This is a genomic window from Sporomusa sp. KB1, from assembly GCF_007830295.1.
Taxonomy (GTDB): Bacteria; Bacillota; Negativicutes; order Sporomusales; family Sporomusaceae; genus Sporomusa.
Genome location: NZ_VLKC01000001.1, coordinates 373461 through 395328 on the forward strand (window position 1 = coordinate 373461; position 21868 = coordinate 395328).

Sequence of the window (21868 nt, forward strand, 5' to 3'; positions counted from 1 at the left end):
TACCATGTAGGGCAAATGAATCGCTAAAATACATTGTTTTTCCCTCTCCAACAAAAAATCGCCTAAACACATTCTAGGCGAACATAACACACATTTATTCAGTTTTCTAAGATATATACACATATATCAGAAAACACGGTTGTGATGGCCATGTTTTTCTATGTAGCCGTATTTAAATTACTGAGCTTTCATTAAACGGTATATAGGTACTCCCAGCGATAGCATAATCAACAACGCCACAAGTATTCCTCCCGGCTTGTTACCCTCCTGCCACAGCCAGCGAGCATAGGAATAAGCATGAATTGCTGCGGCAACGGCTGCTAACATAAAGACATTATCCATTACATTTCCTCCCTGCGAATAGGCGAGGTCTTACGCATCAGGCCAGTCCGGCGCAGCTGTGTTGTCACCTCCACCCTAATTTCGGCTGTGCGATACATTGCATCCCAGTTTAAGTTTTGAAACTCCGCATCTGTAGCATATTTCGGGCGCAAATAATAGCCAAAATCCACAACATCTGCACCCCACTCCTGGGTTCGTGACAGCATTTTGAGTATTCCTCCGCGCACAACTTGCGATATCTGCTGTTCCAGCAGTGAGCCATATTCGCTTGATTCGTAGAAAATACCACTGGGAATGCTTGTGATTTCGCCTTCTAAGAATACGTTAATATCAATCACCGCTTGTCCGTCGACAATATTTACTTTGATCTTAGGGCTGCGGCCAAGCCGCATGTTGGTGTTGATAGCATGTTTGAGTGTCAGCGGATCTTCCACTACCATGAAGCCGCGGGGAAACTGCCCCAGCAGTATAGCCAGCATGCGCGTTTGTTCACTGGGCAGTATGCCAATCAGTTTATCTTCCTTAAAAACTGCTGTTCCTATGATTATCCCTGGATTACTATCTCCCTCAATCGGCACGTCTGCAGGGAGGTAATCGCGTGTTTTGTCACCCGGGATCAAGGAACCGCGTGGCTGCCCTTCACCTGTTAGGGGATTAATTTCATGGAATACGGCATAGGGCGCACCGCTGGAATTCTTGAGGCGGGTATAAAATTCGTGTACGGTAGCCTTGAGGTAGTAGCCGCTTTCATCTGACGTAAAAAACAAAGTTTCAATCCAACGCGATGCTATTGCTTCCTCAATTTTACTATGCTTCATAAAGTCTTTAGCCTTACCCCGTACAACTGATATATACGTGGCACCGCGAAATTCACGGAATCGCTGCAGCGGGGCTAATGCATCAGCCACACCTTTGCGGGCCAAGTCCTCGCCGACTACCAATCCAGTAACATGTGACAAATTAGGAATACGGGCAATAGAAGATTTTAATAGATTGCGGGCTTCGGCCAACGTTGGCGCAGTAATAGTAATAAGCATAGAAGATTTGCCAGCGTCTCTTGTGGCACTGGCATCGCCGCCTAAAGTGCGAGGTATGGCGATTCGATAAGTGACTTCAAGCTGGCCGTCTTCGGCAGCATCTACCCCCAATGACAGTACATAAGCTACCGCGTCAGTCTCAAGCGCTCCGTTACAGCCGGTAGTTGTAAGTAGTATAGCGATTACCAGAAGCGTAGCTATCACTCGGAAGAACATTTTGGCCTCCTCTTTCCTTTCAGCATAGTTATAGCAAATAGTAACAGAGGGATGATATATATGCCGATATCATAATAGGAGTTCATCATAACTCTTTCAATAGTTATGATGCTATTGACATCAGGAGGAAGCATAGCCAGTTCGGTCAAAATAATTGTTACCGTAGGAATGAGCGGCCGCATGGTCGGGAGGTTTCCCAGCCTGGTTATGAGATATAACCCTATATACAGGGTGACAGCTATCGCCAAAATCCCAATAATTACCCAGAGAATGATAAACAAGGACTCAATGCGCTGAATATAACGTGTGAGATAAATAAACCTTGCCATTTCAAAAAAGAGCAGGGTTTTTTCCATTGCCACGGCTTTACCGAATATCATTGTGAAGGCGGCAAAGGCCGTTGCTTTAAGTAGTACACTGCCCCCCAGTCCGAATATTGTGGCTGCTTTTAATACCCGGGAGTTTTGAAAGGAAGAGGCAAGTACAAGCAACAGCAGGGCACCGGCATTAATGCCAAATATTGCGGACTGTTTTATTGTGGCAGCCAGCCCGGCACCTTGCCAGGGAAACAGATAGTAAGGCTTATAAAAAGAGCCCAGCAGCGCAAATACAGTAAGTATACCAATAATGACGAACGGTAAAATAACATATGCTCCCCGCGCCAGGGCTTCGATTCCAAAATATACAAGGACTGCGGCGCTGAGACCGTACCAGCCTACAGCCAACTGAAAATTAATTCCTGGCAAAGCAGTAATTAAGGTGTTTTCGGCGAATTGCCTGATCCAAAAAACATCCATAGAAAAAAACAAGGCGATATAGTAGATACTGATCAGCCAGGCTCCAAAACGGCCTAGTAATTGTTTGGATACATAAAACAGATCTCCGGGAATACGATTAAAAACGTAGATGAGTAAAAACAGCATCGCCATAGTGGTCAGGCCTGACACCAAAGCTACCAGCCAACTCAACTCGCCAAAGTTTTCTATTGTTTGAGATGGCAGGCTTAAAAAAATGCCAGGAAAGGTTACCACAAAAACTAGCGCAATTGCTTCGGCCATCCCCATACGCCCCGGTTGATAACTCATTTTTCATCCTCGTTTCTGACAGGCTGCTCCTTAACCCAAGTGCGGCTATTACTGGGCTGACGCTTGCCATCCTGAGTATTTAAAGCATCAGGCCGCGTCTCCTGCCGGTAAACCGGGCCTCTTATGACTACGTCAAGCCCAGTCGTAGTTTTAGGCGCAATTGGTACCAAGTAAGGCATGCCGAAAGATTTCATGCTGCATAACAGCACAATAACCCATAATAGGGCGGTGGCCAGGCCCACAAGTCCTAAGAGTATTGAGAACAGTAAAAAGAAAAAGCGAAGCAAACGGATAGCAGAAGCCATCCGGTATTCAGGAATGGTAAATGAAGACAAGCCGGTAATGGCAATAATAACCACAACAATCGGACTGACAAAATGTGCGGCTACTGCGGCCTGGCCTAAGATTATGGCACCGACAATACCAATGGTTGAGCCCAATATCCCTGGAACCCTGACCCCGGCCTCGCGGATTAATTCAAAGGAAAATTCCATTACCATCACTTCAAACCAAGCCGGAAACGGCACATTTTCCCGTGAACTGGCTATCGCCATCAACAATTCGGTCGGCAGCGCCTCTTGATGGAAGTAATTAATGGCAATATACAGGGAAGGTAAAACTGTCGATATTAAGGTTCCAAACAGGCGCAGCAGACGCATGAAATTTGCTACCAGCAGACTCATGCTGAAATCTTCCGAGGAATGAAAGAAGGTAAAAAAATTAGCAGGCAGAACATGGATATAGGGGTTGCCGTCTACTATAATAGCGATCCGGCCTTCTGACAAATGAACAGCAACACGGTCAGGACGTTCAGTAGACAAAGTTTGGGGAAAGGGTATAACGGGAGTGTCTACTATAAACTGGCTCAATGTGCCGGAACTATCAAGAAAGTCGGTGCTAATTCCTTTAGTACGCCGTTTGACTTCGGCTACCAGCTGCGGATTGGCCAAAGATTTCATATATAATATTGCAACATTAGTCTGACTGCGGCTGCCAACTTTTATCATTTCGGTCACAAGATCACTGTTTCGTAAAGCTACTCTAATCTGTGCAGTATTTGTCCGTAAATTTTCAGTAAAAGCATTCATCCCGCCGCGCACTGATGACTCGGTGTTGGGTTTTTCAACACTACGATGCTCCCATCCCTTGGTGCTGACAAGCACTACCTCATCAATACCATCAAAGAACAGCGCGGTATCGCCGCTATTAATGCCTTCTTCTACCTTGGCAAAAGTATCTGCTCTTTGGACTTGGTTACTAGGCAAATGCTCCTTTATGATCCGACCGACCAAGTCATCGCCATATAACCGGTGTTTGGCAGAACCAAGCAGCATGAGCGGCTGCAGCACAGCCAGGTTTAACGTATTATTTTCAACCATGCCATCAATGAAAACAGCCATGGTTCTTACCGACGGGTCGGCGGCTATATCTATCTCCCGGATAATAACATCTTTGTTGAGCGGGAAAGAATATAGGGCCTCGATTGTTTGGCGATTTTCTTCTAAGCTGCTGCTGACACGTTTTTGGCTAACATCTTGGCTGCTGTTATCGTAAGCTGTCAGGATAGGCGAAAGTTCAGCCTGCTGTTGCTCTAAAGCACTATATTCTACCTTTAAAGCCGCGATATCTTCTGAGAGCTTACCTTGGCGTACAGAGGTATTTACCTTTTTCAGAAAATCGGTGAGACGATGGGCATAACGCAGTAAAGCCTCAAGTTCCTTTAAGGAAGCAGCTTGGTTAATGGGGCATGGGGTAGGTTTAACCCCCTTTTCATTTGGCGCTTCCTTCAAAACAAAGGGGGGCGGATCGCTGGGAGGTTGGTATAGCAATAATCCTTTTAAAAAGTTATATCCCTTAAATAATGAATTATTAATAATAGACAATCCCCCCTTTTTGTTGCCATTAACACCACTTAGAGCAACAGCGTCCTGTACCCTATGGGTACTTCCCCTTTTGCCAAAGGCTCGTCGCAAGCTGTGTTTTATTTATAGACTACCCTATACATGGAAATATTATCCGATCACCAACATCCTTTCAACGCAAGTGGATTGATCCCTACTCATGAATCTAACCGCCTTTCGCGCATAAAAAAAGCCCTCAGAGTTCACGGCTCTAAAGGCTTCATCGTTATAAATATAATTCTCTCATGATATTATTTTACCCCATAAAAATGCCTTAAAACGGACATTTGCGGGCATTTATAAATAATTTAGCTTTAATGGCTTTCATGTTTTAGGAAAACCTAGTGTTATATTTTGAACTTGTCAACCATGATTTGAAGGTCAGTTGCGATACCGAGCAGTTTTTCCGAAGCGGCGGCCACTTCCTCAATGCTCGCGGATTGTTCCTGCGTAGCAGCTGAAATCATCTGTGCCTGACCAGAAACATCTTTACTTGTTTCGCTCAGATCGGAAATAGTATTGACAATTCGTTCAGAGCCTTCTTTCACTTGACTCAAAAGCTCAGTCGCCTCATATATTTTTGCTGTGACATTCTGTACAGTGCTATAGATTTGTTCAAATGACGTACGGGCTATGCCTACAACTATAGTACCTTGCTTGACTTGCTCATAACCTTGCGCCATAGAAGAGATTGCACTCTCCGCATCTTTTTGGATTTCTCCGATAATAGAGGTAATGTTCTTAGTCGCATCTTGCGATTGTTCAGCGAGCTTTCTTACTTCTTCAGCTACTACGGAAAAGCCACGGCCTTGCTCGCCCGCTCTGGCGGCTTCAATCGCTGCGTTCAAAGCGAGAAGGTTTGTCTGGCTTGCAATGCTGGAAATTACATCAACGATTTGTGTGATTTCCAGCACCCGCTTACCGAGCTTTTCCACTGTGGTGCTGGAATGCCCAACACTTGTTTCAATCACATCCATTTGGAGAACAACATTCCCGACTGCATTTTCACCAGCCGAAGAAGCTTTTGAGGCTTCTTGGGAAAGTGTATCTACAGTCTCTAATATTCCTGCAACATGTCTGAGATTAGTTGAAATTTGTTTGATAGCAACCGAAGCTTTGTCTGTCGCTTCAGACTGATTATCAAAATTGAATACAACATTGGAAACTGATGAGGCAACCTCATTGGACACCTGCGCAGATTGCTCTGCGTTCGAAGATAGATTTTTCGATGTTGAAGCCACCTGATTGGCTTTATCTTGAATGTTAGTAATTAGCTGACGAGAATTGTTCACCATTTTGACGAAAGCGTCCACAAGATTCTGCACTTCATTGTCATAACGATTATTCTGGGAAATAATAGTACTAAAATCACCGGAAGCGATTATATTAGCCCGTTCCGCCAATAACGTAATCGGTCTAATAATCCGGTTTATCATAAAATTCGTCAATATCATGGCGAGCACAACAAGAAACGCCGTGAAAATCATAAGTATTTTTGTTAATTCCTTTACAGGAGCCAGGGCGACTTTTTTCTCGGTATTAACGGTAACAATCCACTTGCTAAAATCAGAAGTAACAACGGCGGCGATAGCATCTTGATCAACGTTGCGAAATTCAACTATACCTTCTTTGTCAAAAATAGGCAATTGAATAGGCTTCCCTTCCGCCATAACTTTTTCATCAGGATGCCAAATAGGTTTCTTGTCCTTGTCGACGATGATAAGCTCACGGTTACCGGTCTTATCGGTTTCCTTAAGATTGGCATTGATTACTTTTATGGTATCATCTACCTTGAGATATCCAGCTAATACCCCTACAATATGCCCATTATCCATGATAGGAACAGCAATTCCCACTACCGGCCGCGTAGTAACCTTACTGATTGCCGGGACTCCAATGCAATACGCCTTTTTATCAGCAACAACGCCTTTAAAATAGTCGCGATCAGCGACATTCACGAATGCCCCGCCAGCACGGACAATTTGCTGTCCGCTCATGTCGATGACAGTGATGGAATCCATATCGGTGAAAATCTTGCTATAGAGGCTAACTAACTCTTGCTGACCAGTCTTGTCCATGGATTTTATCGCCGCGTTTTCAGCCAGATTTTTGAGCAAGTTCAAGCGGTCATTAATTGCCCCATCAACATCTTGCCGAACCGTCACCGCCGTCTGATTCAACCCTAGTGTTATTTCATTCTCCAATGATACTTTCGCATACCAGACCGCCACCCCCCCCAAGATAATCAGGGGAAGAAATGATGTCAGCAACGCGACAATGATTTGTCGTGTTCTTAAACTCAAATTAATCATCCATCCTTCAACAGTATAGTTTTATTCATCATAGTAATACCTGTAGCACTTAGGAAATTCAATTACTTTAGATTTTCAAAGACTATTTAATCTAGATTTTAAACTTCCGGATTTCATGTTGTAATTCTTCTGCCATTTTAGCTAGGCTCTGACTACTAGCTGCGATTTCTTCCATAGACGCTGATTGCTCTTCAGTTGCCGCCGAGACGGTTTGTGTATGTCCAAGTGCGTCTTTGCTTATATTATCAATTTCCTTTACTGCTGAAACAATATGCTGACTATCTGTTGCCATCTGTTGCATATTAGTAGAAATTTCTTTAACTTGTTCAGAAACCTCCGTCACAAGATTGGCGATATTATCAAAAGACTGACCCGCTAATGTTACCACTTCCGTTCCTCTTTCTACTTCCTTAGTACCGTCAGTCATAGCCACAACAGCTCTATCTGTTTCAAGTTGTATTTCTCCAATCAAATCGGCTATTTGTTTTGCAGCTTCTTGGGATTGCTCAGCAAGTTTCCTAACTTCTTCTGCAACTACGGCAAAACCTCTGCCTTGTTCTCCTGCTCTAGCGGCTTCTATGGCGGCATTTAAAGCAAGCAAATTCGTCTGTCCGGCGAGACCAGATATAGTATCAACAATTTGTCCAATTTCCTTAGAGCGCTCTCCTAGCTTCGCAACAACGTTTGCGGAATTATTTACTGTTTTTTCTATATTATTCATTTGTTCGTTAGCTTTGGCAATAGCCCCTAAACCATTTTGTGCCGTTTCAGCTGTTTTGTTTGTAGTGCTTGCAACAACCTTACTGTTCGCAGCCGCTTGTTGGACATTGGCCGACATATGCTCAATTGTAATTGATGTATCATCAATAGCCTTTGACTGTTTTTCTGCTCCACTCGCTACTTCTGCAATTGTTGAAGCTACCTGGGTTGCGGCTTGTGCAGATTGTTCTGCGCTTGCTGTTAACTGTTCGGATGAAGCCGCTAGCTGCTCCGCTGTCTGAGCTACGTTTTTTATAAGAACTCGAAGATTTTCAACCATACTGTTAACAGCTTTAGTTAGCTGACCTACCTCGTCTTTAGAATCAAAGCTAACGTCTTGTACGTTTAAGTTTCCATTCGAAATCTCTTGCACATTAGCAACTACTGCAGTAAGTGGTTTGGATATTATTTTTGCTACCCACCATCCTAATCCTAAAGCAAGTATCATGGATATTAACGGGATGTAAGTGAGCATTTTACTAGCAAAAACAAAATCTAAACCATTCTGGATGTTAATCACATCTGCTGTTTTAGCGTCATATTCTGCAAGTTCGTCACCGAGCTTATTCATAGTATTGAGATGAGGTAAAGCATGATTCTTATAGTATTCGTAGGCATCTAACTTTTGTCCAGTAGATGCTATATCCAAAGATTTTTGGCGTTCGATTCTATAAAAGTTTAATACTTCTTTTATTTGGGAAATACTTTCTCTTTCGGACAGATCAAGATTCACTTTTTCATAATTAGCCATTATACTATCATTTTCATCTTTAAGTTTAACAAACTGTTGAGTAAATTCCTGTTCTTTAGCTTTATCATTATTTAATAATATCAATCGTAGAGTAATAGCTTCTCCCGCTCTAATATTGACTCTAAATGAATTTATCCATTTGATCGGTAGTAAATTATTTTCATAAATTTTATTCATGTCCGTATTTGCTTTTTGATTGAAGTAGAAACCCGTGAAACCGATTAGTCCCATTCCAATAGCCATTATTATAATAAGACTGATAATTTTTGTTGCTGTGTTTAGATTTTTAAACATACAGTTCGCACCTTCTTTCAGAGTCAATACCATTTCTTCGTTATACAAATCATGAAAACCTTATCTGAAATATAATAGGTTGAAACACTACAGCAATGACCCACTCCTTTCAAAATAAATAGGCTACTAAATTGCATTAGAGTTTCTAACTCAATTTGCAACCTGGCAGCCATAACATTTTTGTCTTAGACCCATGGTTTTGCGTCCTTATTTTTCAATAAGTTTGCTTAATACTCAACTATTTTTATGTAAATTTTACCACCATTTATATGGCAAGTCTAGCTAAAACGTTTATTATTTGCTGTTATTTTGTCGTTTTTTACATAAATAGAAAGAATCGGACGAGGTGAAATCGTATCGACCTGATCGAACGGGAAGAAGTCCATCTGTCTAGGAATGCTTGTGAATACATAACGAGCTGAGCATTCGGATGCTCAGCTCTCGGCGTACGGTACTATTCACCATTCGGGGGAGTGCAGTAAAAGCTGCACTCCCCCGAATGTTATTTATGCATTTGTCTGTTGGTTCTGTCTCTCATGCGTTTTATATCTTCTTTCGGCGGCAAGCCAAACATGCGGGAATATTCCCGGCTGAACTGCGACGGACTTTACACCTTTTGTTCACTATATTCACAAAAAAACTCCAGCTATAATAACCAACCATAATCCTGACGGGTATCTACCACTGCGTCCAGGTATACGGTAGTTTCTTTACTCTGATAGATTAGGAGATATCTTTTTTCCAACAGAAGTTTGCGATATTTTCCTGCCGGAATCGACTGATCGATAAGCATGGGGTTTCGTTCCGGGAACTGCTCCAGCGTCTTTACCTGCGCCTGAAAATCTTCAACAAGTCGCAAAGCCCTTCTCGCTTACCGGTGCCAAAAAGCGGGCATGTGACACTAACATTTGTGCCGCATCTTCCGAAACGAAAACTGTATACTGATTACTTTCGTTGTCCATCCAGGACCTCCTGGATAGCCGATTTCATCAATGCTGATACATCATCAATAGAATAACCAGACTTTCCCTTCAATCTACCTTCCTCTGCGGCAATCAAGGCTTCTCTCAACCGCAACATGCTCTCTCTTCTCGCAAACGCTTCAATATTCATGACCACGAGATCTCCCTCGCCGTTTTTAGTCAAGTAAACGGGTTCTCCCGAGCGCTTGCACAACTCAGATATCTTATTATAATTTTTCCGTATCGCAGCCGATGGCTTTATATTCATCGTGCAAAACACCTCTTTTATAGCAGTAATATATGCTTATTATATGCTTATTTACTACCAATGACCGTATTTGTCTATAATAAACCTATCGTAAACTATTCGATTAACTCAATGCCAACCAACTGCATTAAATACCTGGCATTAGTAGTATAGCACCGTCCTAGGCGAATCTTATAGTCAAACTGTATTTCTCCCTCCTGATAACTTTCAAGAAAATGATAATTGACAGCCTGAATACCGGCTTCCTGTTCAAGACCGCACAGTTCAAAATCGTGCGTCGAAATAAGTCCAATAACCCATTCCTTGTTTAGGTTTCTCAGTACGCCAAGCGCTCCCGTAATTCGGTCATTTGAATTTGTCCCCCGAAAAATTTCATCAATTAAGAAAATCATCGGCTGTTTTATCTTAGCCTGTTCAATAATTTTCTTTATGCGCAGCAATTCTGCATAAAAAGTAGAAATCCCATTACCCAAATCATCGCTGATTCTCATCGAGGTAATTATATCCATAACCGAACAGGTCAACTGCTTAGCGCACACAGGAGCCCCCGCATAAGCCAGCACCAAATTAATACCGACAGTCCGCAGCATTGTCGTCTTGCCTGACATATTCGACCCAGTAATAATGCCAAGGCCTTGATTAAGAGTAAAATCATTGGCGACACGTTTATGAGCATCCAGCAAAGGATGTCCTGCTTTTTTACTGTCAAAACACAATTTATCAGTAAGTATCGGAAAACTCCATGTTGGATTCAACCTGGCAAGATTAGCCAAACTAGCTGTTGCTTCAAAGTATGCTACGGCTGAAAGCCAGCGTTCCACTAATTTTCCATCCTGTTTTTTCCACGTTTCAAGGGCAAATACACAATGATAATCCCACAACAGAAAAAAGTTAAACAAGGTATAACTAATAATATTATACCTGACATCAACAGCTTCCGCGATATGTTCTAATTTTTTTATGCTGTGCATTGCTTGCCCATGTCTCCCGCCCAGTATTTCCTGCATCTTTATTAGTTCACTTTCATGAAACTCCTGCTGCTGGATAATAGCAAACAATTCTTTAAACGCTTTGATATTTTCTTTGAACCGGTGAATGGTATCAAGCGCAGCAGATACCTCTTTAAAGCCGGCTACGGAAAGTATTCCCTGACATATTACAAGAATCCCCGGTATCAGTGCTGGCAAAATATCCAGGAATGCTAATATGCACGAAATAACGGTGCCTATTGACACGAAAAGAACGCCTGCGTGCAATCTCTTGCGGGAAAAAAGCACAGCCTCACCTTGGACATATTGAACTAAGCGCGCAGGGTCATATATGATTCCCTTTGACATCATTCCTACGCATTGTAGTTTATCGATAAAATCGCTTTTTTCTGCAAGCTCTTTGACTGCTCTTTGCCGGGCATGTATTACTTCGATATCCGCCTGTGGTCTCTTTAAAAGGCGCTGCAGTTCTTGCCTTCCATAATAGGTATTGGTGGTATTCATCAGCTGAAATAGAGAGTTTTCACCGAAAACATCCAAATCATTGATATAAGGATGCTCTGGGTCCCGAAATTCCGCCCCGCTGTCACTAAACTTTCCCCATGTACCATTCAGGCGGGCCAGATTATTTTCGTTGATTTTAATATAACAACGCATGCATTCAAGCTTTCGATTGGCTGCTTGATGCCAGCCCACAAAATAGAAGAATGCCGTTAACGTTACCAACAGCATAAATATACCAAAGTTACCTTGCCCGTTATAATATAAAGCTGCAGCAAAACCTATTCCTAGAACAAAGCTGGCCAGCCGAAGGTTACTAAAAAGATTTGTCGCTTTAAGCTGCTGTGTTTCCTCTTGTTTATACTGTTCAATCCCGGCCAAGATTTTATTTTTTATTGCCATGATTCCTCCTTCTAATACACTGGGAATAATTCCTTTCTCTGAGGCCAAGCCTTGTTTTAATTGACTAAGGATAATTGAATAGAAACTTGAATCGACACATTTCTTCCTTATCCCTTTGAGTATATTATACCATCAGGATAGGAGTGTTTGCTTTTGTCTACAGTCCTCAATTTAAAACTTCTGATATTTTTCGATGGTATTCTCGTATGAATTGAGTCTTAATATCACCCCAATGGCACTCGTGTTACGGGGGCCTCTCTAACAAAAAATCGCCTAAATATAACTCTAGGCGAACATAACCCCACATATGAGATTACCGCAAAACCAGTAACCCCTTTGAAATCAAGCTTATCTATCCTATCTACATTAATACCGAAATTTCTGAGAACTGGTCATCATTGCACCAATTCCCATTTACAACGTACAGGCGAAGTAATGGCATTTTCCTCTTTCAATTCTTTAAATGCCTTATCAATATCTTTTCGGTTCAACCCGGACAATTTCTCAACATCACCTGCGCTTAAAGGTTTTCCGGCAACTTTCATAGTTTCAATAACGGTGTCTTTAACACTCATCTTCAAACCTCCTAGATTTTTAAGCATCTTTCCGCTACAAAAGTAGAGAGTGGGATTAGCCACGACCCCTACATACGTGCAGTTTTCCCGCATATGGCTTCCGATATTCCTTCAGAGCATTACCCCTGGCTGTGCCAGATTCTAAACAGAACTCCACGCGTACTGGCAACGTGACGAAGTTTTCTACTACAACAACCGTACAACAACGCGGCAAAAAAATTTTGTGACGGTCTATGACGAAAATCCAGCAGCATCTTGACAACTCAGACCGATTGTGTATAATAGTGTTCAATGTAATAAATCGTTTTCTAGGGTTCCGCAGTTCGCTGGTCTGGTCCGAGAGAAAACGACAGTCTACGGACTGTAGCACGGAGGGATAAAAGCCCGGGAGAATAGCTGCAATATCGCAGTTTATTTTACCAGGCTTTTACTTTTTTTGCCTGTATTTTGTCAATACTAAACAGAAGGTGGTAAAGGCTGTGAACAAGACTTGGCTATCCGTTATTATTGCTGCTTTTTTTGAAGTGGGCTGGGTAATCGGGCTGAAGCACGCGGATGGTGCCTTGGAATGGGGAGGGACACTAATTGCTATCATCATTAGTTTTTACCTGATGATTATGGCGGGGCGTGATATTGCCGTTGGAACGGTATATGCTGTTTTCGTTGGACTTGGAACAACAGGAACCGTACTGGCAGAGATTATCTTGTTCGGTGCGCCTGTCAATCCGGCGAAGCTGGCCTTGATTGTACTCCTGTTGAGCGGCGTTATTAGTCTTAAGATGCTAAGCAATCAAAAAAAGAAGGAGGTGCTATAATATGGATTGGCTATTCCTAGTGATGGCAGGTTTTTTTGAGATGATTGGTGTTGCAATGATTAACAAATTACACAAAGACCGCAACTGGAAGGCGTTTGCCCTACTGTTCACCGGCTTTGGTTTGAGCTTTCTATTTTTAGCACTTGCTATGAGGACATTGCCGATGGGAACAGCCTATGCGGTGTGGACAGGAATTGGGGCTTCGGGGGGAGCAATACTGGGGATGCTGGTGTATGGTGAACCCCGAAATGTAGCAAGAATTATTTCTATTGCCATTGTGCTTGGTTCTACTGTTGGTTTAAAGCTGATTGGTTAATCGGCAAATAAGCATTTCGCAATGTCATATTATAGCTATCCGGGCGAGCCAGGGGACAGTGGTTGTGTCTTACTTATTTAATGAACCGACGCCATGCATAAATATTTCGATAGAGCAAATGATTACCTGCATCTATACACCAACAACCTGAACAAAAACTTTACGGGTACGCGGTCCATCAAATTCACAAAAATAGATTCCCTGCCATGTACCCAGCAATAAATTATTGTCTGCAACCGGTACGCTTATGGAACAACCTACCAGCGTACTTTTTACATGAGCAGGAGAATTTCCCTCTATGTGGCGAAATGGAAGTTTGGGAACCATATGTTCAAGCGCGGCCAGCATATCGGTAACCACATCCGGATCGGCATTTTCATTGATGGTTACACCTGCCGTTGTATGAGGAATAAATACTTGGCAAATTCCTTGCCGAATCTGACTACGCTTAACCATTTCCTTGACCTTAGCAGTTATATCGATAAAACCTTCCTTCGGAGTATCCAGATAAAATTGTTCCATTGTATACACCTCTTATTTTGTCTACTATTAAAAATTCAGGAAAGAATGTGATTATGTGATTCTTGTAAGTGCTTGCCTTCTCGGCCATCGCACAAGATACGACGGCGGCTCCAACAACATAGCGTTGCTTATGGAACAAGCTAAACATACTCAATTTATCGCTTTTTGCCCAGAAGTATTGGGTGGATTACCTACCCCGCGACCCGCTGCAGAAATTACTTCAGGTTCTGGCGATGATGTACTTAATGGGCAAAGTACGGTTCTCGACAAAAACGGAAAGGATGTTACCTCTTTTTTTATTTCCGGTGCTGAAAAAAGCATTCAGCTAGCGAACAAACATAACATTACTGCGGCTATACTAAAGCAGCGTAGCCCTTCTTGTGGTAGTCGTCAAATTTATGATGGCACTTTTAGCCATAGAGCCAAACTAGGCATGGGGGTAACGGCGGCTATGCTGCATAAATTAGGCATCCCTTTATATTCTGAAGAAGATATTACACCCGAGCTACTACAAGAACTTCTCAGGTAACAAAATTAATATTGTACTATAGAAAAATATCATTTATTTTCCACATAAAAGGAGTTTCTATGGTTTGGTCTATTACCAATCTCCTTGGTATACCGCTCTCATCTTCCGTGGAAGTGATTTATAAACCAGCTCATAAGAATGATCGATTAACCCTATTATTTCTTTTTCCGGAATACTGCCATCAATAATTAACGTATTCCAATATCGTTTATTCAAATGATATCCCGGTGTTATGCTTGGATATTGTTTTCTCAATACCTCTGAATAGTCTGGATCACATTTCAATGAGAGATTATCTTGTCCGTTTCTCCGTGATATCAGTGCAAACATTTTTGATGCTATCTTAATAACAATGACATCGGGTCCGAAAGGATAATCCTCGAAAGCCCCCGGTTTAGTCAAACAATATTTATATAGGTCTTTGGAATCCAAATCAATTCTCCTTTCTTGCGCTATTGGAAATCCTTCATTTGATTTACTAAATCTTTTCGTTTAAATAGGCTATATTCCTTTATTTATTAGTCATTCCCGACATTGATATTACCCAAATAATTTGCCAAATTAAATCAACTACACTATACTGGTATTATCATAGGAGGTGTCGCCATGTCCAAGAGTAAAAATACAATAAAATGTGGAACTATCAATCCGAATACACTAAAAATTGCCGGTAAACCAAACCGAGCGATGACCCCGGAAGTCAAACTAGCTCCTGTCTGGGTCGACCGAAAAAACGACTACAGCCGTCATAAAGAAAAGCAAAAAATCCGCCGTTATTCCGATGAATATGGAATACGGCGGATTTTTGTTTTTCTATTTGCTTACGCAATTCATCAAAAACAAGCGTCCCCTTGCTTCTTCCAAACAAAAAAAGTTCGCTCACGGATGTGCCACTCATTCCTGCGAGCCTGGCGCTTTTCCAGCATAACCATCAGAAATGCAGCTAAATTCATAGAATGAATAGCGCAAACAACGGCGGAAAGCTGCTAATCATAACGCCGATCCCCCTTATCACTTATCTTGCTGCCGTTAAATAAAAATCGTAGAATAGTTACTATTTCAGAAGGTCTCATGTTTTCTTCGAAGCCTAACTCTTTAAACTCTGCCCAAACGCTTTTTTGCAATTCTGGTGAAACTGCCGATAGGCTCCGAAATTCAGAAACAACAGCTTTGATTTCGCTATTATCCATTAACGCAAGGATACTTTGGCCTTTTTTCATGCCAAGCATCATAAGAAAAACAGCCACCTTTTTTACCGGTAACAAAAAGACTACCTCCCGGAAAGTTTAATAACGGATGATAAACTGCACCCCATAGGTAGCTCGTCGCCACCTATGGGGTCTTACTTTTTTACAATGTTTCATTGGAAGTGATCTGTACGGAAAAGTCACCTTTACTTGTCCGTTTAATGACACCTTTCTTACCGCCACCATCATCCACGGTAATAGCTTGGAGGTTGTGGCTCATCATAAAATTAAGCACATCCTGTTTCACGAAGGCTTCCCATCCCACCTTCTTGGAGTTAGTTTGTCCTGCATTTGCGACCACGTCTTCTGTCATAATTAATCCTCTCCCTTTTCTGCGTCCTTAAACGAGCTAAAAGTTGCTTAGATATTGTGTTTTTGTTATCGTAATTAAATAATAATCGTTATTGTATTATTATGTTTCTGTGTTATAATATTGTTAAATTAAACCATACGGCGATTTCCTATCACCTTGGTGCCATTGTACCATAAAACGACAGCTAAAGGAACATTAGTTCGGAAATTTTATCGAACATACTTGCGGGGAACATATGTACTGTGGTACAATATTTCCAAGCAAACATACGTTCAAAAGAGGTGCTTTAATTATGAGAAAGTCAGTATTACTATCATTAGTTCTTGTTTTTTTGGCTATTACCCCTTTGGCTATTTCTCGTGCTTTTGTTGATAATACTACATATGATACTGTTTACGTAAAATCTGGGGATACTGTTTGGCAAATTGCTAGTAAGTATGCAACTCCCAAAGACGATGTTCGTGAAATCGTTTTTGAGATTAGGAAGATAAATAAATTAGATAATAACGCGAGTGTTTATCCTGGGCAAGCTTTGAAAGTGCCGGTTAGACCCTGATAGATATTGACTTATTGGCAACTAAGCAGAGAAACACGGCATTTGTAAAAATGGCCGTGTTTTATTTTTTTTAGCAAAAGGAAACAAACCGAACCTTCCCCCTGTCTCCTGAAGATGGCAGTGACATGTCAAAAAAACCGTGGTAATATGGTAGCATAGAATACTTTTAATATTTTAGCCGCTACCACTATGCAGGAGGAACGATGAATTATGAGTGATTTCTTCGTTTTTAGGATTGCGGAACAGAAAATACAAGAGGCAATTGAACAAGGCGAACTTGATAATTTGCCTGGCAAAGGAAAACCGCTAATCTTTGATGATGCCCAGATACCACAAGAACTCCGCTCTTCGTATAAAATACTAAAAAATAACGGTGTTCTTCCGACTGAGATGGCGCTAAAACGGGAGATTGTATCATTAGAGAGTCTTCTACAGGTCTGTTTGTGTGAGGATAATAAGGAGAATCTACGCAAACAACTTAGTAATAAACAGGTGCAGCTAGGTGTCCTTATGGATAAACGCAAACGTCGAAAATAAAAGGTTTTCAATCATATAAAAACCATCCTTAGAAAAGGTACAGCCTCCTCAGTTTTCTTGAGGGACTATACCTTTTTAAGCATTAAAGGGACTTTTTCAGTGACCTCATTGGAAATACCGTGTTTTTTATGATGGATTTTATTAATTTAGTTTTCAATCTGAGTGCTCCAATTAAGATTTGCTAAATTTACCTTTTCAATTTTTAGCAGAGCCTTTTTCTTATCCAATCCACCGGCATAACCAGTCAGGTTTCCATCAAATCCGACAACTCGATGACAGGGAATCAAAATTCCAATAGGATTATGCCCGACAGCCCCACCCACAGCTTGGGTAGACATTGAAGCTAAGCCCCGTTTCAAAGCCACGCACTTGGCAATTTGTCCATAAGTAGCAACTTGTCCCAGCGGTATTGTCAACAAAATATTCCAGACCATTTTTTGGAACGGAGATCCTTGAGGATTAAGCCGTCCATCAAACGTTCTGGACTTCCCTGCAAAATAATCGGCAAGATAGTTTCGTAGAGCCTTACAAATCGGTTGATCGGGTGCGTAAATCCACTCGTTAAATTGGCGAGGATAATATTTTTGCCCGATAAACCACAAACCAACGAGAGCCTCATCTTTTAGGGCGGCAGTCATAAGCCCTAAAGGGGTATCTATCGAACGTGAAAGGCATCAACCAGCATGTAATGGGGTTGATGCCTTTTGGCTTTTTAGGTGGTAAGGGCAGCAATAAACTCCTTACAATATGAGTCAAAATATTTATATCTAATTATTTATTTGCCTAATCTCAGAAACGACTTCCAGATCATTGTCCTTAGGTGTTGTATACTTGCTTACAAGTACACAAACAGTATCTCAAGATATTACATAGATCGTCTCATACTTGGTAGCTGCAAAAGAATGAGAAATAATAAGTTGGCAGCTTAATGCGTCGCACATGAAATGCAGGGGTCAAATGAACGGATTATGCGTCCAGGTATAACGTATTTCAAGTCGGCTGATGGAATGATTGTGCCTACCAAAGCCGATTCGACAGGACCACGGCGGCCTTTTGCATCTTTGGGCGAAAAGTTCCAGACGGTAGGTGTGATGATGTCATAATACTCGACCTTGTCATCTTTAATCTGAGCACTATGGAGCAATGGACCCCGCATGGCATCTGTTACAGCAATGGCCTGATTGCTAACCAATTCCTTTTTCTGCTTAATTGGTGGTTCACCGGGTTCAAGTTCGGTGAGCCATTTTTCTACCAGATCTGCTATTAGCTCTGTTTCTAATGATCGAGCCGCAATTCGATCCATAGTAGATGTCCCGCCTGCATAAAAGTTATTAAATATCATGCGCGCCAGGGGGCCTCCTTCGTAAGGTTTGCCATTATAAAGTACCGCTTTTGTCCAGGAATAAGCCTCTGGTTTGTAGGGGGCAGGACAAACTTCGGGATTAATTAGGGATTGAGAACGTTCGTACCATGAATGGGTTATGTCTTCTTGGAGAAGATCTAGCTTCGGTTTAGAGTACTGATCATTAAAAACGCCGTCTTTCCATAGAAGCTGTTCATTTTTACTTCCAAACCGGAAAAGACCAAAAGATAGTAAACGTCCTGGCGTTTTGCCGATAGAAAAATAGTCCTCATAGCAGTGGGCAATTAGTTCAGTATCCGGCATCAGATAACGGCCAATAAACTTACGAATATCCCGGATTAACGTAAGTGCTTGATTAATTTTATCGGCGGTCGGGGCTACCGTTACGCCTCCATGGACAAAACTATGTTGATGAGGTACTTTTCCACCGAAGAGAGTCAACAATTGGTGACATTTTTCGGATATTTGTACTGCTTCAATATAATGAGAGGCTACACGACGATTATCTTCATTAGTTAACCGACAATCGTTACAGTTTTGTTCAAGAAACGGAGGACAGTTTGGCATGACAACGTAGTCCGGCAGACCAAAGAAATAAAAATGTCTGATATGATTCTGCAGAAAATCGGCAGCTAACATGATATTCCTTACATACTGAGCGCTTTCTTGAATTTCATTATTATATAAAGCATCCAATAAGTAACTTGCGACGGCACCGTGAGCAGTTGAGCATATGCCACAAATGCGTTGTGTTAAATAGACAGCATCAGTAACATGATGTTCACGCATAATATATTCAAATCCGCGGAACATGGTACAGCTGACATCAGCTCCCCGAATCACTTTGTTGTCGACAGTTAATTCCACTGACAGCAATCCACTCAGGCGGGTGACTGGACTAAACAGGATTTTTTTGGGACTCATTGGAATCTCCTTTCACTGTTGAATCCGATTTTAGCCCATTTGTTTGGGCATTTTTATTTTTTTGCGGTAGTGGCACAAAAAAAGGAGTGGAGCCGTCTGGGAAATCCTGATTGGTGCAGCCGATACAAGGTGTATTTGCTTTAACGGGCCAATTTACATGGTTGACCCATTGACGGTATGGGCAATCTGCGCCAGTTTTCGGTCCAACGCAACCTAAAGAAAACATACACTCGATATCGCCTAGTTTTTCAGCAAAATCTTTTGTATCAAAATAAGAACGACGTTGGCAATGCCGGTGAATCGTATTGCCGTAAAATAAAGAAGGGCGTCCTAGTGGATCAAGTTCCGGCATGCCATACATGAGTAAATGAGTCAGTGTACCCACAAACCAATCGGGATTAACGGGGCATCCGCTTACATTTATGACTTCTCGGGTTAATATTTTATTGACTCCAACCGAGCCAGTCAGGTTAGGTGCAGATGACGAGGCACCGCCGAAGCTTGCACAAGTTCCGAGGGCTATAACGTAGCCAGCCATATCTCCTAGAGTTGTAACTGCTTCCAAAGCCGTAATCACTCTTCTTTTTGTCCGGGCCACTACGTTGTAAATGCCATTATCTTTAGTTGGAATAGCCCCTTCTACTACCAGGATAAAGTTTCCCTTGTATTTTTTAGCTGAGCCAAACAACAGTTCAAGAGCGTCCGTACCCTGGGAGGCCATAAAGGTATTACTATATAAGAGGTTAATCATATCGGTAAATACTTGTTGCAAATAAGGATAGGTAGTATTCATGAAGGCAATATTGTTGTCTCCGCTATCATTAGTTTCAAGCCATATTACCGGTAGTTTATTTTTACTTTGCTGTAATATATATTTGCGAGCAGCAGGTAAGATTTTTGCCGATAACTCATGATTAGCTATTGTTACGTTGTCTCGACAAAGTTGAATAAATTCATCCTTGTCCATATTACGCCTCAATTCAAGTTTTTAACATGATATGCAAAGAATTTTATAGTGATTACTAAAACACTAAGTATATAAAATAAAAGCCTGCCAATGAGGCAGGCTTAAAGAGATTAACAGCAGCAATCTTCACAACAATTTTTGCTATATAAGAAATTCCATTTTACAGAATGTTTAAGCTCATCGGTAATAATCTCGAATAGCATGTCTCGATGTCGCTGGGTACAGAGCCCAAACATAATTTTCCTATACGTTCCTACTGCGCCGAGTTCACCGAAAATAGCTTTTTGGATAGCATTGCAATCGCTATCTGGCTTTTTGAATTTTTTTGCTCTGCTGCGGGTAGTTCGCAAGTAATTTCTTGGTAAATCATGCGGAACATCTTAAAATGTTTAATTCCTTAGACTCTATCATAGTAACGTACTCCACGTGCATCTCGACTCCATTCATCTATTGTATGACAACTATTTGCCACCACTCTGCAAATGGCTTCCATTCTGCTTTTTTTTACTTCATACCCTACTCTGTCGTGGTGCTATCTTCGCCCTTCAGAATAGTAATTAGCTTCATTGCAGCTCGTGATAATTTCTTCTCCTTGTGATATACGACCCAAACACTAAAATCCGGGCGTGGGACATTCGTAAACTCAATTAACGAGCCGTCTGCAAGCAGTTTTTTGACCATATTTAGCGGCAAGGCGCCACATCCCAATCCCTGCAAAATGGAGTTTTTCATCGCTTCCGCATCGTTGTAGACAATGGACGGTTCATTTTTTTTGCGTCCAAGCGTTTTTTCATATAACGTGCGAAACAATCCCCCTACTTTATAGTCCAACAGAGGATAATCCAAGATGTCCGTGCTGTGATTGAATTTTTCAGCCACCTTCGGATGTACAACCCAAACCAATTGCTCTTTGAACACTTCAAATCCAGTGAGGTAATCCAAAGACAGTTCTTTTTGAATAATTCCCAAATCAAAACGATTTTCCGCAATGCCTTTTGGAACGGTGGCCGCATGAGAGCACATTTCCATGGTAACTGAGCATTGGGGCACTTGTTGTTGAAACATCTGGAGATAAGGCGCCAAAATATAATTGACCGTGGTTGTCGAAATGCCAATTTTAATATTCCCAGGATGAGCGCTTAATGCCTTCTGAGCCTCATCATAGGTCGTCAATAGCTTTTCCGCGTAATCAATCAATTCCCGTCCAGCATCAGTAATAAACAGTTTTTTCCCGACTCGGTCAAATAGCATAACGCCAAAATCTTGCTCTAAAGCGCGTATCTGTCCCGTAATCGCTGGCTGGGAAAAATTCAATTGTTCTGCTGCTTGGGTCATGTTGCCAAGTTTTGCAACCATTAAAAAAGTTTTCAAAAACTGAATGTCCA

The 21868-nt window shown here is 41.7% G+C and carries 24 protein-coding genes and 2 riboswitches; of the genes, 5 read left to right on the forward strand and 19 right to left on the reverse strand.

The annotated features are described in order from the left end of the window. Positions 1 to 177: 177 nt before the first annotated feature. The 10 genes from SALPA_RS28125 to SALPA_RS01645 form a co-directional block, all read right to left on the reverse strand. Complete coding sequence (locus SALPA_RS28125; protein WP_186450854.1) at positions 178 to 342, reverse strand: hypothetical protein; 165 nt, start codon at positions 340 to 342, stop codon at positions 178 to 180. Beyond that, a complete protein-coding gene (locus tag SALPA_RS01600; protein ID WP_145088888.1) occupies positions 342 to 1595 on the reverse strand; it encodes a Ger(x)C family spore germination protein in 1254 nt (417 codons plus the stop codon). The genes SALPA_RS28125 and SALPA_RS01600 overlap by 1 nt, the downstream gene beginning before the upstream one ends. Further along, the gene (locus SALPA_RS01605) at positions 1580 to 2680 is read right to left on the reverse strand and encodes a GerAB/ArcD/ProY family transporter (protein ID WP_145088891.1); all 1101 of its coding nucleotides are present in this window, start codon (positions 2678 to 2680) and stop codon (positions 1580 to 1582) included. The genes SALPA_RS01600 and SALPA_RS01605 overlap by 16 nt, the downstream gene beginning before the upstream one ends. Further along, on the reverse strand, positions 2677 to 4563 hold the full coding sequence (locus SALPA_RS01610) for a spore germination protein (protein WP_255450717.1): 1887 nt from the start codon (positions 4561 to 4563) through the stop codon (positions 2677 to 2679). The genes SALPA_RS01605 and SALPA_RS01610 overlap by 4 nt, the downstream gene beginning before the upstream one ends. Positions 4564 to 4928: 365 nt before the next feature. Next, a complete protein-coding gene (locus tag SALPA_RS01615; RefSeq protein WP_186450855.1) occupies positions 4929 to 6884 on the reverse strand; it encodes a methyl-accepting chemotaxis protein in 1956 nt (651 codons plus the stop codon). A 100-nt stretch (positions 6885 to 6984) separates the two neighbouring features. Beyond that, the gene (locus tag SALPA_RS01620) at positions 6985 to 8697 is read right to left on the reverse strand and encodes a methyl-accepting chemotaxis protein (RefSeq protein ID WP_145088899.1); all 1713 of its coding nucleotides are present in this window, start codon (positions 8695 to 8697) and stop codon (positions 6985 to 6987) included. 153 nt (positions 8698 to 8850) lie between these two features. After that, positions 8851 to 8935, reverse strand: a riboswitch (cyclic di-GMP riboswitch). Positions 8936 to 9343: 408 nt separating this feature from the next. After that, positions 9344 to 9556, reverse strand: coding sequence for a hypothetical protein (locus tag SALPA_RS01630; protein WP_222427812.1), 213 nt, complete (start codon positions 9554 to 9556; stop codon positions 9344 to 9346). A gap of 86 nt (positions 9557 to 9642) precedes the next feature. Then, positions 9643 to 9927 (reverse strand): type II toxin-antitoxin system Phd/YefM family antitoxin, encoded by a 285-nt coding sequence (locus SALPA_RS01635; RefSeq protein WP_145088903.1) that lies wholly within the window; start codon positions 9925 to 9927, stop codon positions 9643 to 9645. A 95-nt stretch (positions 9928 to 10022) separates the two neighbouring features. Next, positions 10023 to 11819: a MutS family DNA mismatch repair protein gene (locus SALPA_RS01640; protein WP_145088906.1), complete on the reverse strand. Its 1797-nt coding sequence runs from the start codon at positions 11817 to 11819 to the stop codon at positions 10023 to 10025. Between the two features lie 395 nt (positions 11820 to 12214). Beyond that, entirely contained in the window at positions 12215 to 12394 is a 180-nt protein-coding gene (locus SALPA_RS01645; RefSeq protein WP_145088909.1) for an SMC-Scp complex subunit ScpB, read from the reverse strand. Between the two features lie 297 nt (positions 12395 to 12691). Continuing rightward, positions 12692 to 12787, forward strand: a riboswitch (guanidine-I (ykkC/yxkD leader). An 86-nt stretch (positions 12788 to 12873) separates the two neighbouring features. Between SALPA_RS01645 and SALPA_RS01650 the strand changes: the two genes are divergently transcribed. Beyond that, entirely contained in the window at positions 12874 to 13209 is a 336-nt protein-coding gene (locus SALPA_RS01650; protein WP_145088912.1) for a multidrug efflux SMR transporter, read from the forward strand. A gap of 1 nt (position 13210) precedes the next feature. Then, on the forward strand, positions 13211 to 13525 hold the full coding sequence (locus SALPA_RS01655; protein WP_145088915.1) for a multidrug efflux SMR transporter: 315 nt from the start codon (positions 13211 to 13213) through the stop codon (positions 13523 to 13525). A 132-nt stretch (positions 13526 to 13657) separates the two neighbouring features. Here the strand turns inward: SALPA_RS01655 and SALPA_RS01660 are convergent, their stop codons facing one another. Then, a complete protein-coding gene (locus tag SALPA_RS01660; protein WP_145088919.1) occupies positions 13658 to 14047 on the reverse strand; it encodes a secondary thiamine-phosphate synthase enzyme YjbQ in 390 nt (129 codons plus the stop codon). 55 nt (positions 14048 to 14102) lie between these two features. Here SALPA_RS01660 and SALPA_RS01665 point away from each other — a divergent pair, with 55 nt between their 5' ends. After that, the gene (locus SALPA_RS01665; protein WP_145088922.1) at positions 14103 to 14576 is read left to right on the forward strand and encodes a DUF523 domain-containing protein; all 474 of its coding nucleotides are present in this window, start codon (positions 14103 to 14105) and stop codon (positions 14574 to 14576) included. A gap of 72 nt (positions 14577 to 14648) precedes the next feature. On the opposite strand, the gene SALPA_RS01670 is transcribed toward SALPA_RS01665, so the two are convergent. The 4 genes from SALPA_RS01670 to SALPA_RS01685 form a co-directional block, all read right to left on the reverse strand. Continuing rightward, positions 14649 to 15008, reverse strand: coding sequence for an MmcQ/YjbR family DNA-binding protein (locus tag SALPA_RS01670; protein WP_186450856.1), 360 nt, complete (start codon positions 15006 to 15008; stop codon positions 14649 to 14651). 401 nt (positions 15009 to 15409) lie between these two features. Then, entirely contained in the window at positions 15410 to 15529 is a 120-nt protein-coding gene (locus tag SALPA_RS32480) for a DUF1294 domain-containing protein (protein WP_370516695.1), read from the reverse strand. Between the two features lie 33 nt (positions 15530 to 15562). Further along, positions 15563 to 15841: a hypothetical protein gene (locus tag SALPA_RS01680; protein ID WP_145088931.1), complete on the reverse strand. Its 279-nt coding sequence runs from the start codon at positions 15839 to 15841 to the stop codon at positions 15563 to 15565. Positions 15842 to 15926: 85 nt separating this feature from the next. Next, positions 15927 to 16136: a hypothetical protein gene (locus SALPA_RS01685; protein ID WP_145088934.1), complete on the reverse strand. Its 210-nt coding sequence runs from the start codon at positions 16134 to 16136 to the stop codon at positions 15927 to 15929. 292 nt (positions 16137 to 16428) lie between these two features. Between SALPA_RS01685 and SALPA_RS01690 the strand changes: the two genes are divergently transcribed. Then, positions 16429 to 16692 carry a LysM domain-containing protein gene (locus SALPA_RS01690; protein WP_186450857.1) on the forward strand — a complete coding sequence of 88 codons (264 nt, stop codon included), beginning with the start codon at positions 16429 to 16431 and terminating at the stop codon, positions 16690 to 16692. A 210-nt stretch (positions 16693 to 16902) separates the two neighbouring features. Further along, entirely contained in the window at positions 16903 to 17229 is a 327-nt protein-coding gene (locus SALPA_RS01695) for a DUF1992 domain-containing protein (protein WP_145088940.1), read from the forward strand. A 146-nt stretch (positions 17230 to 17375) separates the two neighbouring features. Here SALPA_RS01695 and SALPA_RS01700 read toward each other — a convergent pair whose 3' ends face one another. The 4 genes from SALPA_RS01700 to SALPA_RS01715 form a co-directional block, all read right to left on the reverse strand. Then, the gene (locus SALPA_RS01700) at positions 17376 to 17867 is read right to left on the reverse strand and encodes a methylated-DNA--[protein]-cysteine S-methyltransferase (protein WP_145088943.1); all 492 of its coding nucleotides are present in this window, start codon (positions 17865 to 17867) and stop codon (positions 17376 to 17378) included. Between the two features lie 287 nt (positions 17868 to 18154). Further along, positions 18155 to 19516 carry a nickel-dependent hydrogenase large subunit gene (locus SALPA_RS01705; RefSeq protein ID WP_145088946.1) on the reverse strand — a complete coding sequence of 454 codons (1362 nt, stop codon included), beginning with the start codon at positions 19514 to 19516 and terminating at the stop codon, positions 18155 to 18157. Beyond that, a complete protein-coding gene (locus tag SALPA_RS01710; RefSeq protein WP_145088950.1) occupies positions 19491 to 20483 on the reverse strand; it encodes a hydrogenase small subunit in 993 nt (330 codons plus the stop codon). Before SALPA_RS01710 ends, SALPA_RS01705 begins: the two co-directional genes overlap by 26 nt. Positions 20484 to 20999: 516 nt before the next feature. Then, positions 21000 to 21854 carry a LysR family transcriptional regulator gene (locus tag SALPA_RS01715; RefSeq protein WP_222427813.1) on the reverse strand — a complete coding sequence of 285 codons (855 nt, stop codon included), beginning with the start codon at positions 21852 to 21854 and terminating at the stop codon, positions 21000 to 21002. Between the last annotated feature and the right edge of the window lie 14 nt (positions 21855 to 21868).

What these genes read in the sequence shown, in the direction of transcription:
- SALPA_RS01700 (WP_145088943.1), bottom strand. Translation starts at nt 17,867, where the DNA reads ATGACTGCCGCCCTAAAAGATGAGGCTCTCGTTGGTTTGTGGTTTATC.
- SALPA_RS01660 (WP_145088919.1), bottom strand. Translation starts at nt 14,047, where the DNA reads ATGGAACAATTTTATCTGGATACTCCGAAGGAAGGTTTTATCGATATA.
- SALPA_RS01690 (WP_186450857.1), top strand. Translation starts at nt 16,429, where the DNA reads ATGAGAAAGTCAGTATTACTATCATTAGTTCTTGTTTTTTTGGCTATT.
- SALPA_RS01600 (WP_145088888.1), bottom strand. Translation starts at nt 1,595, where the DNA reads ATGTTCTTCCGAGTGATAGCTACGCTTCTGGTAATCGCTATACTACTT.
- SALPA_RS01645 (WP_145088909.1), bottom strand. Translation starts at nt 12,394, where the DNA reads ATGAGTGTTAAAGACACCGTTATTGAAACTATGAAAGTTGCCGGAAAA.
- SALPA_RS01655 (WP_145088915.1), top strand. Translation starts at nt 13,211, where the DNA reads ATGGATTGGCTATTCCTAGTGATGGCAGGTTTTTTTGAGATGATTGGT.
- SALPA_RS28125 (WP_186450854.1), bottom strand. Translation starts at nt 342, where the DNA reads ATGGATAATGTCTTTATGTTAGCAGCCGTTGCCGCAGCAATTCATGCT.
- SALPA_RS01685 (WP_145088934.1), bottom strand. Translation starts at nt 16,136, where the DNA reads ATGACAGAAGACGTGGTCGCAAATGCAGGACAAACTAACTCCAAGAAG.
- SALPA_RS01705 (WP_145088946.1), bottom strand. Translation starts at nt 19,516, where the DNA reads ATGAGTCCCAAAAAAATCCTGTTTAGTCCAGTCACCCGCCTGAGTGGA.
- SALPA_RS01605 (WP_145088891.1), bottom strand. Translation starts at nt 2,680, where the DNA reads ATGAGTTATCAACCGGGGCGTATGGGGATGGCCGAAGCAATTGCGCTA.
- SALPA_RS01620 (WP_145088899.1), bottom strand. Translation starts at nt 8,697, where the DNA reads ATGTTTAAAAATCTAAACACAGCAACAAAAATTATCAGTCTTATTATA.
- SALPA_RS01710 (WP_145088950.1), bottom strand. Translation starts at nt 20,483, where the DNA reads ATGGACAAGGATGAATTTATTCAACTTTGTCGAGACAACGTAACAATA.
- SALPA_RS01635 (WP_145088903.1), bottom strand. Translation starts at nt 9,927, where the DNA reads ATGAATATAAAGCCATCGGCTGCGATACGGAAAAATTATAATAAGATA.
- SALPA_RS01640 (WP_145088906.1), bottom strand. Translation starts at nt 11,819, where the DNA reads ATGGCAATAAAAAATAAAATCTTGGCCGGGATTGAACAGTATAAACAA.
- SALPA_RS32480 (WP_370516695.1), bottom strand. Translation starts at nt 15,529, where the DNA reads ATGAATTTAGCTGCATTTCTGATGGTTATGCTGGAAAAGCGCCAGGCT.
- SALPA_RS01695 (WP_145088940.1), top strand. Translation starts at nt 16,903, where the DNA reads ATGAGTGATTTCTTCGTTTTTAGGATTGCGGAACAGAAAATACAAGAG.